The organism is Arthrobacter sp. 01T414, assembly GCF_056398965.1.
In genome coordinates, this window is sequence record NZ_JBFTQK010000003.1 from 216,153 (window position 1) to 230,396 (window position 14,244).

A 14,244-nucleotide genomic window follows, 5' to 3' on the forward strand; every position below is an offset into this window, starting at 1 on the left:
GTCACTGGCGCATCCACGACGTATATACAGTCGAAGTTACTAAAGGAGCGTATCGGAAATGATCCGTGCGCCGTGCACCGGGCCGTGCACAGCCTGGGCATCGAGGCCGTGGTGGCGCAGCTCCCCCGCGAGCCCCTCGGCCGCGGCAGGGCTGTGGGCCAGCAACGCCACGGTGGGCCCCGATCCGGACACAATCCCGGCGATCGCTCCGCAGGCTTCCCCCTGTCCGAGCACATCGCGCAGTCCGGGCGCCAGCTCAATGGAGGCGCGCTGCAGATCGTTGACCAGGACCCGGCTGAGGGCGTCCGCGTCCCCGCTGCGGAGGGCGGTCAGGACGCGCGGATCCACCGCGACCGGCTCCTCGATCTCGACGCCCTCGGCCGCGCGCAGGCGGTCCAGGGTGCGGAAAACCTCCGGGGTGGACAGCCCGAAGTCCGCGGTGACCAGGACCCAGTCCGTTTGCGCCTTGACCAGTGCCGGCGAAAGGTCGTCGCCCACTCCGAGGCCGACGGCGGTGCCTCCCAGCAGCGAGAACGGCACGTCGGCGCCGAGTTCGGCGGCGAGGTGGGCGAGTTCGTCGCGCGAAAGTCCGCTGTTCCACAGCGCGTCGCAGGCCAGCAGTGTCGCGGCGGCGTCGGCCGAGCCGCCGCCCATGCCGCCGGCAACCGGAACGCGCTTGGTGATTTCGAGGTGGACCCCGGTGGAGTGCTCCGAGACGTCGGCCATGATGGCGGCTGCCTTGTACGCCAGGTTGCGTTCATCGAGCGGGATGTCGACGCCGTCGAGGTCCAGGGTACTGGCGGGGCTGATGCTGACCGTGATGCCGCCGCCTTCCGTGCTGGTGGCGGCGACCTCTTCATAGAGCGAGACCGCGAGGTAGACGCTGGCCACCGAGTGGTAGCCGTCTGCGCGCAGCGGTCCGACATCGAGTGAGACGTTCACTTTGCCGGGTGCCTTGACCCGGACGGTCCTTGCGGAAAAGCGCCCTCTCACTGCGTTCATGGCTCCACGCTATGGCATGGCAGGCTAAGGCTCCAAGCAGGACCGTCGGCCGCAGCGCTCAGGAGCCGGGCTGCGCGTGGGCTTCGGCGATGCGGGCGAATGCGGCGACATCGAGCACTTCACCCCGGGCAGTGGGGTCGACGCCGGCGGCCCGGAGGCAGCGTTCGGCCTCGGCGGCGCTTCCGGCCCAGCCGGCCAGCGCGGCCCGGAGGGTCTTGCGCCGCTGGGCAAAGGCCGCGTCGATGACGGCGAAGACCTCTTCCCGGGTGGCGCTGGTGGCCGGCGGTTCCCGGCGGGTGAAGGCGACGAGACCGGAATGGATCTTGGGTGCCGGCCAGAAGACGTTCATCCCGATCACCCCGGCCTTGCGCATTCCGCTGTACCAGGCTGCCTTGACCGAGGGGACGCCGTAGGTCTTGGAGCCCGGCCCGGCGGCCAGCCGGTCCGCGACCTCGTCCTGGACCATGACCAGCCCGTGCCGCAGGGTCGGGAAGTGCTGCAGCAGGTGCAGGACCACGGGGACGGCCACGTTGTACGGAAGATTGGCGACGAGCGCGGTGGGCTGCACCCGCAGTTCGGTCACCTTCATCGCGTCCGCGAGGACCAGGTGGAAGTTCGCGACGGCGTCGGGGCGCCAGCGGGCCACGGTGTCGGGGAGCTTGGCGGCGAGGACGGGATCGATCTCGACGGCGACGACCGCACTGGCGGCGTCCAGCAGGCCCAGCGTCAGGGAACCGAGGCCCGGTCCGACTTCCAGGACGGTTTCGTCCGCGCCGATGTCCGCCACCGCGACAATGCGACGGATGGTGTTCCCGTCGATGACGAAGTTCTGGCCCAGGGTCTTGGTGGGACGGACGCCGATCTCCTCGGCCAGCCTGCGGATGTCGGAGGCGCCCAGGAGCTGCGCCGGGGCACCTGCGGGCAGGGTCCCGGACGGCGTCCCGGCAGGTTCGACAGGGGCGGAGGGGGTCGGTTCAGTCACCTAGGTATCCTATCCCGCGGCGGCAACGGCGAAGGCCGGTCCCGGGGATCCGGGACCGGCCTTCTAAGGTGCGCCGCTTTGGTGGTCAGCCGATGCGGTAACCGTGGTTGCCTGGCCGGTCGTGCAGGCCGGAACAGTGTGTTAGCTGGACGCTGCCCAGCCGCAGCCCCAGGGAGACAGGCCGCGCTCCGCGTAGACGCGGTTGGCAATGGCGATCTGCTGGGCCTTGCTGGCCTGGCTGGCGTTGGGTGCATAGGCGCCGCCGCCGGAGCCCAGCCAGGTCTGGATGTCGAACTGGAGGCCGCCGTAGTAACCGTTGCCGGAGTTGATGGACCAGTTGCCGCCGGACTCGCACTGCGCGATCTTGTCCCACATGGCCTCGTTCATCATGGCCGGGGCTGCGGCGCCGGTGTTGGCGGCTGCCGGGGCAGCTTCCACCTTGGGCTTTTCCTTGGTGCCGATGCTGACCTTTTCGGTGACCGGCTCGCGGGTGACCTTCTGCGCTACCAGCGTCCGGGAGGCCACACGGCCATCCACGAGGACCAGCTTGAAGCTCTTGCTGATGCTGCCGGCAGCACCGGCCTGGGTGACCTTTTGTTCGCCCTTCGGCAGCGCCGCGTCCTCGGCGGTCAGCGTCTCGAAGGGTACCGCCTCGGTGGTGGCCTCGGTCTTGGACGTGTCGACGCGGGAGACCTTGACGACCATGTTGTTGACCACGGGCGCGTTGCCGGGCTGCGAGGTGCGGTCGCTGGCGCCGAGCTTGATGCGGGCGTCGGCCAGGACGCCTGCGACAGTCGCCGCGGTCGTCGTGGTCTTGGTGGCCTTGCCGTCGGCCACGAGGGTCACGGCCTTCGGCGTCGAGATGCTCACGAAGGAGCCGGACACGGCCAGCTGCGAGTCCTTCGGCACCGAGACCTCAGAGGCGGAGGCCACGCCGAGCTCGGTCACGAGGCCTTCGACGGTGGGGGCGGTGGTGGTGATGGTCCGCTCAGCACCGTCCACGCTGACCTTTACGGCCTTAGCGAGGTTCACGTTGATGACGGAACCGTCCTGCACATGGGATTCGGCAGAGGGGGACACCTTGTCGGCCGCCTGCAACTCGACCTTGGCGCCGCGGACCACCTGGCCGACGGTGCCGCCGAAGGTCTGCACGGAGCTGACTCTTCCGTCGACGTTGAGGGTGACCGTCTTGTTGTTGCCAACGAAGGCGACCAGGCCGAGCACGAGTGCCACGAGCACCACGAGTTGTGCGCCGACCTTGACGAAGCTGACCTTGCCGTCCGATGTGAAGAACTTGACCACGATTGCCCATATCTTTTGGACCATCCGGGCACGGGGAAAAGCGCACACGTTTCCCCGGCGCAAACACCCCCAAAGGGCAGCTCCGGAACAGCTCCGGATATTTGCGGAAAACGCGGGCACCGCCACACTTCCAAACGAGAGCGCACACGTGGATCTTGTGCCACTATGCGCGCCCTGAGGTAGTGAAATTATCCGAAGGCCTTCCCCGACCCCGGCTAATAGTTGTCCACTGTAACCGTAGCGTTATAAACCAGCCAAGATTTTGTGCATACCCGGTATGTTGCGAGGGGTGTTGCCAGAGTGACGACGGATGCCCGTTTTAGTCCCAGGATCCGTATGCACGCAGGGTATTCTCGGCCAGCCCGGCGCAGAGCTCGGAGAGGTCGCGGCCTGTCAATTCCGCCATCGCGCGGACCGTGTAGGGAACCATATAACTCGCGTTGGGCCTCCCCCGGTGCGGGTGCGGAGTCAGGAACGGGGCGTCGGTCTCGACGAGGATCCGCCCGGGCTCGGCGACGGCCAGCGCGGCACGCAGATTGGCCGCGTTCTTGAAGGTCACGGTGCCGGCGAAGGACATGTACCAGCCCTCGGCGTTGCAGGTCCGGGCAAGCTCCTCACCGCCGGAGAAACAATGGAAGACCACCCGCTCCGGAGCCCCTTCCTCCCGGAGCACCTGCACGACGTCATCGTGGGCGTCACGGTCGTGGATCTGCAGTGTCAGGCCCAGCCGTTTGGCGATGTCGATGTGGCGGCGGAAGGAGTACCGCTGCCTGGCCAGTCCCTCCCCTTCGGTGCGGAAGAAGTCCAGCCCGGTCTCGCCGATGGCCCGGATCCGTGGGTGGGCCGCCAACGCCTCGATCTCGGCCAGCGCCTCCTCCAGTTCGCCGCGGGCGGCGTACGCCGGGGCGTCGTTGGGGTGCAGCGCGACGGCGCCCAGCAACCGGGCGTCTTCATCCACTGCACGGACGGTAAAACGCGACGACTCAAGGTCGCAGCCCACCTGCACGGCGCCCTGGACGCCGACAGCATCTGCGGCGTCGAGCGCGTCCTTGATGCTGACTGCCGGGCTCCCGTTGGCATAATCAGCGTCCGGGAAATCCAGGTGGGTGTGGTTGTCCATCACCGGGACGGGCAGCGGTTCCGGCGCCGGCGGGTACGGCTTCCGTCCGGACGGGACTGAACCGGTCGAAGCACCGTCTGTCCCGTCGCTGGCGGGCGCGCGGAAGGGGGCGGGGATCAGCGGGTTGCACATCCTTCCAGCCTAGCCGGGGGCCGGGCCGAGAATTACCCGGAACTCTCTGCCTGATTTGTCAGTTGTGTTAGTACGCTGATACCAAGACAGGCGTGCGGGACGGGCGGGATCCGGCTTTCCCGCCGCTCCGCCCGGACCCGCACCAGGGCTGAAAGGCTGCCGATGGACTACCACCGAAGCACCTCCGTTGACGAAGCGCTGCCGGAGCCGCAGCCGGAACCGCAGGAGCTCCCGGCACGTGCCGGTGTGAGCGGAACCGGTGTGATGCCGGCGCCGATGGAGGCGGCGGATTTCCATGCCGCCAGCGAGCGCATCCTGCGGGCCATCAACACGGTGATCGACGGCAAGGCAGAGGCCGCGAAACTGGCCCTGACGGTGCTCCTCGCCCAGGGCCACTTGCTACTCGAGGACGTTCCGGGCGTGGGCAAGACGCTGCTGGCCAAGACGCTGGCAAGGACCATCGACTGCTCCGTCAGCCGGATCCAATTCACCCCGGACCTGCTGCCTTCCGACGTCACCGGCGTATCCATCTACAACCAGGCCTCCCGGATGTTTGAGTTCCGTCCGGGCGCGGTGTTCGCCAACATCGTGATCGGCGACGAAATCAACCGGGCCTCCGCCAAGACGCAGTCCGCGCTGCTGGAATGCATGGAGGAACACCAGGTCACGGTTGACGGGAATTCCTACAAGCTGGACGAACCTTTCATGGTGGTGGCGACGCAGAACCCGATCGAGATGGAAGGCACCTATCCGCTCCCGGAGGCGCAGCGGGACCGCTTCATGGCCCGAATTTCGATGGGGTACCCGGACCGGGATTCCGAGATGGAGATGCTGGAGACCCACCAGGCGTCGTCCCCGCTGACCAGGGTGACAGCCGTGGTCACCGCGGACGAGGTGGCGTCCATGATCGCCACCGTCCAGCAGGTCTATGTATCCCGCCCGATCAAGGAATACACCGTGGCGCTCGGCCGCGCCACGAGGGAAAGCGCCATGCTCCGGCTTGGTGCGAGCCCCCGGTCCATGCTGCAGCTGCTGCGTGCGGCAAAAGCCACCGCCGCCCTCGAGGGCCGGGACTTTGTGCTGCCCGACGACGTCGTGAGCGTGGCGGAATCGGTGCTGGCCCACCGGATCATCCTGGACCGCAAGGCTGCCAGCACCGGCGAGACGCCGCAGAGCGTAATCCGGTCCATCCTCGCGCGGGTGCCGGTCGGCCAGGACACGGCGCCGGCCGCGGCCGGACGGGACCGCTCCGCCGCGCAGCCGTCGACGCTCCCCGCCGGCCGCTAGGGGGCTGACGCGGCTGTGGCGTTGCTGGACCGGTTCCCGAGGCACATCTTCAGCTCGCGCGGCTGGGGCCTGTTGGCCGCGGGCGTCCTGTCACTGCTGGCCGCCCAGATCCTGGGCCGCCGCGACCTGCTGGCCCTGGCGCTCCTGTTGCTGGTCCTGCCGCTGCTGTCCCTGGCCGGCACCCGTGTGTTGAAGCCGCGGTTCCGGGTCTACCGCGAGTTCAATCCGTCCCCGGTGGAGACCTCCGCCACGACCACTGTCCGGCTGGCCGTTGCCCGCACCGGTCCGGGCAGCGGGCTGGCCCTGATGGAGGAGCAGCTGCCGCCCCGGTTCGGGCACTCCCCCGTGTTCCGCTTCCCGGCCCGGACCTCCGCCGGAGGGACCAGCCGCTACGAATACCAGCTTCGGAGCGCGAAACGCGGCCAGTTCCTGATCGGGCCGGTCACTGCCGAATTCAGCGACCCCTTCGGGCTCTCGGTGCACCGGCACGCGATCGACGCCGGTGACGTCCTCACGGTGACCCCGGCCGCCGTCGAACTCCCCCCGACCGGGCTTGCGGGCGCACGCGGCCACGACGGCGTCACCGCGACCCGGATCCGCGCCAACCCCAGTGACGACGACGTCATGACCCGCGAGTACCGGCACGGCGATCCGATGCGGCGCGTGCACTGGGCTGCGACCGCCCGGCACGGCTCCCTCATGGTGCGGCAGGAAGAATCTGTCACAACACCGGAAGCCACCATCATCCTGGACCAGCGTTTTCACGCCTATGCCCAGGGCACCGGCTACGTATCCGGCGGCGCGGCAGCGGACGGGCACGAACTTGTCACCAGCGACGCATTCGAATGGGCCGTCACGGCCGCGATGTCCATCAGCACCCACCTCGGCGAGCGCAACTATGCGCTGCGCTGCCTCGACCCGGCCGGGGACCCGGCCTTCCTGAATTCGCCCTCGGCGCCGGAGCCCGGGACCGACGAGTACTCCGGCGCCGGCGGGCTGCAGTCCATCGCGGAAAGCCTCGCCGCCATCGCGCTCAGCGGCCCGCGCCACGGCGCAGCCGACACCGGCCCGCAGCCTTTCGATGACCGGCTGATGAACAAGCTCTCCGCCCACCGCCTGCGGGGGCCCATCCTCGCGATCCTGGGCCGGCTCTCACCGGCCGAGGCACGCGCCCTGGCACCCGCGGCGGGATTCGGGGCGAATGCCTTTGCCTTCCTGGTCACCGACCGTGCGGCCGACGCCGGCGAGGTCCTCGAGATCCTGCGCCGTGGCGGCTGGCGCGCCGTCGCCGTCTCCACAGCCACGCCGCTGCCCGCCGCCTGGTCCGCTTTCGACCAAGACGGGAGCGCCGGGCTGCCGGCTGCCGCCGAAGCGCGGCCCCTCGCGGGAGGCCGGCGATGACCCTGGCACCGCAGCGCAGTATGGCCCCCGGACCGTCCGCGCCCCACGCCGGCGGACCCGGCGCGCCGGCACCCCGCGGCGCCGCCGGACCGAAGGGTGCCGGTGTCGAACCCTGGGCCATGGGACTCGCCGTCGCGGTGGCGGTCGGCGGCGCGGCACTGGGGCTTAACGGCGTCCTCCGCGGCTGGGCCTGGTACCCGGCCGTCATCACGACGGTCCTCACCGTCGCATTGGCGATGGCTGGACTCCGGGCCCTGCGGCTGCGCGGCGTCCTGGTCGGAGCGGGAGGCTTCGCGGCGCTGGCGCTGGTCCTCACCTTCACCTTCTTCCGCCAGCACAGCATCGCCGGCTTCATCCCCTCCGCCGACACCCTGTCCCAGCTGTCGCGGTACCTGCGGCGGGCCAGCGAGACCGTGCTGGCGGAAAGTTCCCCGGTGGCACCGAACGCCGGGATCGTCCTGCTGGTCTGCGGAGTGCTCGGCCTGCTGGTGATCCTGGTCGATGCCCTCGCCGTCCCGCTCGCGCTGCCCGCGACCAGCGGGCTGGGCATCCTGGCCATCCTGGTGGTCCCTGCCATGGTGAAACCGCAGAGTGTCGGCTGGCTCGGCTTCACCGGCGCCGCAGCGGGCTATCTCATGATCCTGGCCGCCAGCCACTGGTTCCATCCAAACTCCCGAACCCGGGCAGACACGGCCCGCAATCCCGGCCAGCTCAAGCGCGCCTCGCTGACCGGAGCCGTGGCACTGGTTTTGACGCTGCTCTTCCAGTTGGCCATCCCGGGCTTCGACCAGGGCCTCTTCCCGCAGGGATCCCGGCTCAATCCCTGGGGACCGGCCAGCGGGCTCAATCCCATGATCAGCCTCGGCAACAGCCTGCGCAGCCCCAGCGGCGACGGACGGATCACGTACGCCACGAACGCCGCCCAGGCGCCCTACCTGCGCTCCGTCACGGTGGACAACTTCGACGGCGATGCGTGGTCCCCCGACGACCGAGACGCCAGCCGGCAAACGGGAACCGCGAAGATGGACGCGGGCGCCTCCCCCGGCGTGGAGGAGCAACTCCGGGTGGTCACGGCCGTCAACGCCGGCCAGTTCACCAGCCCGTACCTGCCCGCTCCCTACGCCCCCGAGACGGTGCGGGGCCTCACTGGCCGGTGGAGCTGGGATCCGGCCACGCTGACCATCAAGGGCGTGGACACCAACTCCCGCAACCAGCAGTACGTCGTCGAGTCGGTGGCGCCAAAGCTCACCCGCGCCGTCCTGGCTGAGTCCCCGGGCAGGACCCAGGCCGTGCCGGACACCTTCACCCGGATCCCCGCCAACGTCCCGCAGATCGTCCGGCAAACCGCGGACACCGTCACCGCGGGGAGCCGCAGCAACTACGCCAAGGCCATGGCGATCCAGCAGTACCTGCGTTCGGCGGAGTTCAGCTATTCGCTCCAGTCCCCCGTCCAGGGCGGCTACGACGGCAACGGGTTGTCTGTCCTGGCGGATTTCCTGGCCCAGAAAAGCGGCTACTGCATCCATTTCTCCTCGGCCATGGCCGTGATGGCACGGCTGGAKGGGATCCCCAGCCGGATCGCCGTCGGCTACGCTCCGGGCCGCGCAACGGGCTCCACGGTGACGATCCCGGGCCTGGGGGCACTTCCCGAGTATGAGGTGGACGCCCGGGACGCCCACGCCTGGCCCGAACTGTTTTTCCAAGGCATCGGCTGGGTGGCGTTCGAGCCGACGCCCTCGCGCGGCGTGGTGCCGAGCTATGCCACCGAGCCTGCCGCACGCAGCGGCGCCAGCACCAACGAGAACAACGATGGACTGATCCCCGAGGGCGACCCCAAGCCGACTGCGGCCCCCGCCCCGGCCCCGCTGCCGTTGCCCGCGGCCCCGGGCGGGACCGGGTCCGGCAGCAACCTGGGCCCGGCGCTGGCCGGCGCCGGCGGGCTGGTGCTGGTGCTCCTGCTGCTGGCATCCCCGGCGTTGGCGCGCGGCGGCATCCGGCGGCGGCGGCTCAAGGAAGCCGGCACCGGCCTGCCCGGGGCAGCGGCGCCGGCCTGGGCCGAGCTGCAGGATCTCGCCACCGACTTCGGCGTCCCGCCGCGCGGCAGCGAAACCCCACGGCATTTTTCCGCCCGGTTCCGCGGTTCCTCGGCCCTGGGCGGGCCGGACGGCGTGGACGCCCCGGCGCACGCCGCCGTGGCCTCCCTAAGCGGCGACTTCGAGCGGCAGCGGTACGGCCGCCCCGGCCCGGGTTCCCTCTCCGGGAGTGAGCTGCCCGAAACCACGCTGCAGGACTCCCCCGTGGAGCGGATCGAACTGGTGCGGGAGGCACTGCGGGCCCACGCATCGTGGTGGACCCGCATGCGCGCAACCTGGCTGCCGCCGTCGCTCACGGCCCGCTGGCGGCGCCTGGCCTGGATCCCGCTGGCGTCCGTTTCAAAGCCTGCGGGTGCAACTGGAAACGGCGCCGCGGAATCCTGGTCCAGGATCCGCGACGCCGTGCGCCGTCTGCGTCGGAGCTAGCCGGCGTAGGGGTCCGCGATGCCGATGTACTGCGTGTAGAGGTACTCTTCGATGCCTTCGAGGCCACCCTCGCGGCCCAGGCCGGACTGCTTCACGCCGCCGAACGGGGCCGCCGCGTTGGACACCACGCCGGCGTTGAGGCCCAGCATGCCGGTCTCGAGGCGTTCGCCCATCCGGATGCCCCGGTTGAGGTCCTTGGTGAAGACGTACGCCACCAGGCCGTACTCGGTGTTGTTCGCGAGCCGGACGGCTTCGTCCTCGGTGTCGAAGGTGATGATCGGGGCGACGGGGCCGAAGATTTCCTCGGCCAGGATCCGGGTGCCCTCGGTGACGCCCTTGAGGATCGTGGGCTGGTAGAAGTAGCCGGGACCCTCGACGGCGGCGCCGCCCAGCACTGTCACGGCGCCGGAGTTCACCGCGTCGGTGACGAGCTCGTGGACCTTGTCGCGGCTCTTCGCGTCGATCAGCGGCCCGACCTTGGACTCGGCCTCGGTGCCACGCGCGGTGGTCATGTCCTTCATCTTCGCGGCGAACTTCTCCGCGAACTCGTCGGCCACGGACTCGTGCACGATGAAACGGTTCGCCGCGGTGCAGGCCTCGCCCATGTTCCGCAGCTTCGCCAGCATCGCCCCGGCCACTGCGGCGTCGACGTCGGCGTCCTCGAACACCACGAACGGGGCGTTGCCGCCGAGCTCCATCGAGGTCCGCAGCACCGTCTCGGAGGCATCCGCCAGCAGACGGCGGCCGACCTCGGTGGAACCGGTGAAGGAGAGCTTACGCAGCCGGGAGTCCTTGATCAGCGGGCCGGTGGTGGCGCCGGCGGTGGAGGTCGGGATGACGTTCAGCACGCCGGCGGGCAGGCCGGCTTCGAGCATGACGGCAGCAAAGAGCTGGGAGGTCAGCGGCGTCAGGTTCGCGGACTTCAACACCATGGTGCAGCCCGCGGCAACGGCCGGGGCGATCTTGCGCGTGGCCATCGCCAGCGGGAAGTTCCAGGGCGTGATCAGCAGGCAGGGGCCCACCGGCTTCTTCGTCACCAGGAGCCGGGACTTGCCGTCCGGTGAGACCGAGTAGCGGCCGAACGCGCGGACGGCTTCCTCGGAGAACCAGCGCAGGAACTCGGCGCCGTAAGTAACTTCACCGCGGGCTTCGGCCAGCGGCTTGCCCATCTCCAGGGTCATCAGCAGCGCGAAGTCCTCGGCCCGTTCGGTGACCATGTCGAAGGCGCGGCGCAGGATTTCGCCACGCTCCCGCGGCGGGACCTTTGCCCAGGACTCCTGCGCGGCGGCGGCAGCGTCCAGGGCCGCGGCGCCGTCCTCGGGGCCGGCGTCGGCGAGGCTCAGCAGCACCTTGCCGGTGGCGGGATCCTCGACGTCGAAGGTCTTGCCGGACGTGGCCGGACGCCACTGCCCGTCAATCAGCAGGCCTGTCGGCACGGACGCCAGCAGTGCGGCCTCGCGCTCCGCGGTAACGGTGGGCTGGGCAGTTACAGTCACAATGACTCCCTCGTCAGCAATGGGTTCGGAAAATTTGATCGGCCCCGCAAGGGCTTGCGCCGCGTGGCCGGACTACTGCCACGGTACTGCCGGGATCTCCGGGGTGTCTACGCATGTGCGCACTAGACCATCCCGGATCTGCTGTGCAGCTGCACAAGAGCTGCACGCTCCGGAAAGCTGGCTCCGGAGCGCCCCGTCAGCGTGCGGCGAGGACAGCGGAATACAGTTCGCGCTTGCTGATCCTGGCGTCCTCGGCGACCGCCGCCACGGCTTCCTTCAGCCGGATGCCCTGTGCGATCAGCGCGTTCACGGCTGCGACGTGGTCCTCCGGTTTGCCCGGCTCCCGTTCGGGTGCTCCGCCCACGACGACGGCGATCTCGCCCCGGACTTCGTTGGTCTCGGCCCACTGCAGCAGTTCGCGCAGGTTGCCTCGGATGACCTCTTCGTAGGTCTTGGTGAGTTCCCGGCACACGGCCGCTCGGCGGTCGGCGCCAAAGCGTTCGTGCAGGGCCCGCAGCATCGGTTCCAGCCGGTGCGGCGCCTCGAAGAAGACCATGGTGCGGCGTTCGGCGTCGAGGTCCGCGAGCCTGGACGCCCGCTCCCCCGCTTTCCGCGGCAGGAAGCCCTCGAAGCAGAAACGGTCCGTCGGCAGCCCGGACAGGGCCAGGGCGGTCAGCACGGCGGAAGGGCCGGGAACGGCGGTGACGGTGAGGCCGGCCGCGACGGCGCCCTCGACCAGGCGGAAGCCGGGATCCGAGACGGAGGGCATGCCGGCGTCGGTCACCATGACCAGCGTCTTCCCGGAACGCACCTGGTCCAGGAGTTCACCGGTCTTGGCCGCCTCGTTGTGCTCGTGGTAGCTGATCACCCGGCCCGCTACGGTGATGCCGAGGCTTTGCACCAGCCGGTGCAGGCGCCGGGTGTCCTCGGCGGCGACGATGTCCGCAGTTTCAAGCAGTTCGATCAGCCGGGCGGAGGCGTCGCCGACGTTGCCGATCGGGGTGGCGGCAAGCACGATCCGGCCCGGTCCTGCGGCCGTCTCGGCCCTCCCGGCCGGCGTCGCCGCTTCTGCGTCCGCGACAAAAACTGCGTCGGGGACGGTAGCGGCCGGGGAATTGCCTGGGGACGTGCTCTGTTCGGGATCCACCCCACCAGCGTACTGCCGGCGGGCGCGCGGGACCGACGATCACGGCCGCGAACGGTAGCATGGGCAACGTGACGCAGACCCCCATGCGGCCTGCCGAGGCCGGTTCAGCCGCATCCGTGCCCGCCGACAGCAGCCCGGACAGCACCCGCCGCCTCTCCCGGAGGCCGCACCTGTCCGGTACCGGACGCAACCTGGAGGGGCACCGCTGGATCAGCCGTCCCGGCGAGGCCTTCGACGTCGAGGACCTCACGGAACGGCTGATCGGCAGCATCCGCAGCTGGCGCGACTATCCGCCGTCCCTGCGCCTGTGGTTCTGGCTCATCCCGGTCCTCACCGCCGTGCTCGGCGGTATCCTGCGCTTCGTCCGGCTGGACACCCCGCACAACCTGGTGTTCGACGAGACCTACTACGTCAAGGACGGCTACTCCCTCCTGGTCAGCGGTTACGAGCGCGCGTGGCCGGACAAGGCCAATGACTCCTTCATCGCCGGCAACCCCGGGGTGCTGCTGGACAGCCCCGAGTACGTGGTCCATCCGCCGGTGGGCAAGTGGATGATCGCCGCCGGGATGTGGCTCTTCGGACCGGACAACCCGTTCGGCTGGCGCTTCGCGGCGGCCCTGACCGGCACCCTCTCGATCTTCCTGCTCGCCCTGATCGCGCAGAAGCTCTTCCGCTCGCTCACCCTGGGCGCCGTGGCCGGGGTGCTGCTGGCGGTGGACGGCCACCACCTGGTGATGTCGCGCACCTCGCTGCTGGACATCTTCCTGATGTTCTGGATCCTTGCTGCCTTCGGCGCGCTCCTGATGGACCGCGACGACGGCCGCCGGCGGCTCGCGGCCCGGCTCGCCGGCCAGGCCGCGGCCTCCGCGGATGGCCGTCCCTCCCGGCTGCAGCTTGCCGCCGGACCGTGGCTGGGGATCCGCTGGTGGCGGCTGGCCGCCGGTGCCTGCCTTGGCCTGGCGGTCGGCACCAAATGGTCCGGCCTGTTCTTCATGGCCGGCTTCGGGCTGATGACGGTCCTGTGGGACCTCAGCGCGCGCCGGATCGCCGGCGTGCACGGCTGGATCACCGGCGGCATCCTGAAGGACGGGATCGGCGCGTTCCTGAGCATTGTGCCGGTGGCGGCGCTGGTCTACACGGCCACCTGGACCGGCTGGTTCCGCTCCAGCAACGCGTACTTCCGGCACTGGGCCGAGACCAACCCCTCGGAGCAGTGGGGCTGGCTGCCCGATTCGCTCCGCTCGCTTGCCCACTACCACCTCGAGGCCTACAAGTTCCATCAGGGCCTCAGTGCGGAACATCCCTACGAGGCCAGCGCCTGGAGCTGGCTGGTGATGGGCCGGCCGACGTCGTTCTTCTATGAGTCATCCAAGCAGGGAACCGCCGGCTGCGAGCTGCCCAGCTGCACCTCGGCCATCCTCTCGGTCGGCAACCCGCTGATCTGGTGGAGCGCGGCGGTCTGCCTCGGCATCCTGCTGTTCTGGTGGGCGGGCCGGCGCGACTGGCGCGCCGGGGCCATCCTGGCCGCCGTGGGTGCCGGCTACCTGCCGTGGTTCATGTACCCGGAACGCACCATGTTCTTCTTCTACGCGGTGTCCTTCGAACCGTTCCTGGTGCTGGCCCTCGTCTACTGCCTGGGGCTGGTCCTGGGCCGACGCACCGACCCGCTCTGGCGGCGGCGCTCCGGCTTCTACCTCGTCGCGTTGTTCGTCATTGCGGCCGTACTGCTCTCGGCGTTCTTCTACCCGGTATGGACCGCGGAACTGATTACCTACCAGGACTGGCGGTTGCGAATGTGGATGCCGTCCTGGATCTAGGGCAGGATTACTAGCGGAGCCCGCGTCCGCCGGGCCGCT

Annotated in this window: 10 protein-coding genes; 4 read left to right on the plus strand and 6 right to left on the minus strand. The window is 69.7% G+C overall.

Annotated features, from left to right (window positions below):
* Nucleotides 1-39 precede the first annotated feature (39 nt).
* The 4 genes from AC1DK9_RS09430 to AC1DK9_RS09445 all read right to left on the minus strand — a co-directional run bounded on the left by AC1DK9_RS09430 (nt 40) and on the right by AC1DK9_RS09445 (nt 4,538).
* Entirely contained in the window at nt 40-1,002 is a 963-nt protein-coding gene (locus AC1DK9_RS09430) for a 4-(cytidine 5'-diphospho)-2-C-methyl-D-erythritol kinase (protein ID WP_476861777.1), read from the minus strand.
* A gap of 58 nt (nt 1,003-1,060) precedes the next feature.
* Nucleotides 1,061-1,984: a 16S rRNA (adenine(1518)-N(6)/adenine(1519)-N(6))-dimethyltransferase RsmA gene (gene rsmA, locus AC1DK9_RS09435; protein WP_476861778.1), complete on the minus strand. Its 924-nt coding sequence runs from the start codon at nt 1,982-1,984 to the stop codon at nt 1,061-1,063.
* Between the two features lie 141 nt (nt 1,985-2,125).
* Complete coding sequence (locus AC1DK9_RS09440) at nt 2,126-3,310, minus strand: ubiquitin-like domain-containing protein (protein ID WP_476861779.1); 1,185 nt, start codon at nt 3,308-3,310, stop codon at nt 2,126-2,128.
* Between the two features lie 295 nt (nt 3,311-3,605).
* On the minus strand, nt 3,606-4,538 hold the full coding sequence (locus tag AC1DK9_RS09445) for a TatD family hydrolase (protein WP_476861780.1): 933 nt from the start codon (nt 4,536-4,538) through the stop codon (nt 3,606-3,608).
* A gap of 162 nt (nt 4,539-4,700) precedes the next feature.
* On the opposite strand from AC1DK9_RS09445, the gene AC1DK9_RS09450 reads away from it, so the two are divergent.
* The 3 genes from AC1DK9_RS09450 to AC1DK9_RS09460 are packed head-to-tail and all read left to right on the plus strand — an operon-like array spanning nt 4,701 to nt 9,745.
* On the plus strand, nt 4,701-5,825 hold the full coding sequence (locus AC1DK9_RS09450; RefSeq protein WP_476861781.1) for an AAA family ATPase: 1,125 nt from the start codon (nt 4,701-4,703) through the stop codon (nt 5,823-5,825).
* A 15-nt stretch (nt 5,826-5,840) separates the two neighbouring features.
* The gene (locus AC1DK9_RS09455) at nt 5,841-7,226 is read left to right on the plus strand and encodes a DUF58 domain-containing protein (protein WP_476861782.1); all 1,386 of its coding nucleotides are present in this window, start codon (nt 5,841-5,843) and stop codon (nt 7,224-7,226) included.
* Nucleotides 7,223-9,745, plus strand: coding sequence for a transglutaminase TgpA family protein (locus AC1DK9_RS09460; RefSeq protein WP_476915746.1), 2,523 nt, complete (start codon nt 7,223-7,225; stop codon nt 9,743-9,745). Before AC1DK9_RS09455 ends, AC1DK9_RS09460 begins: the two co-directional genes overlap by 4 nt.
* On the opposite strand, the gene AC1DK9_RS09465 is transcribed toward AC1DK9_RS09460, so the two are convergent.
* Both AC1DK9_RS09465 and rsmI read right to left on the minus strand, forming a co-directional pair.
* Nucleotides 9,742-11,241 carry an NAD-dependent succinate-semialdehyde dehydrogenase gene (locus AC1DK9_RS09465; RefSeq protein ID WP_476915747.1) on the minus strand — a complete coding sequence of 500 codons (1,500 nt, stop codon included), beginning with the start codon at nt 11,239-11,241 and terminating at the stop codon, nt 9,742-9,744. The genes AC1DK9_RS09460 and AC1DK9_RS09465 overlap by 4 nt on opposite strands.
* A 196-nt stretch (nt 11,242-11,437) precedes the next feature.
* Nucleotides 11,438-12,259, minus strand: coding sequence for a 16S rRNA (cytidine(1402)-2'-O)-methyltransferase (gene rsmI / locus AC1DK9_RS09470; RefSeq protein ID WP_476861903.1), 822 nt, complete (start codon nt 12,257-12,259; stop codon nt 11,438-11,440).
* A gap of 188 nt (nt 12,260-12,447) precedes the next feature.
* Here rsmI and AC1DK9_RS09475 point away from each other — a divergent pair, with 188 nt between their 5' ends.
* On the plus strand, nt 12,448-14,205 hold the full coding sequence (locus AC1DK9_RS09475; RefSeq protein ID WP_476915748.1) for a dolichyl-phosphate-mannose--protein mannosyltransferase: 1,758 nt from the start codon (nt 12,448-12,450) through the stop codon (nt 14,203-14,205).
* Nucleotides 14,206-14,244: the final 39 nt, after the last annotated feature.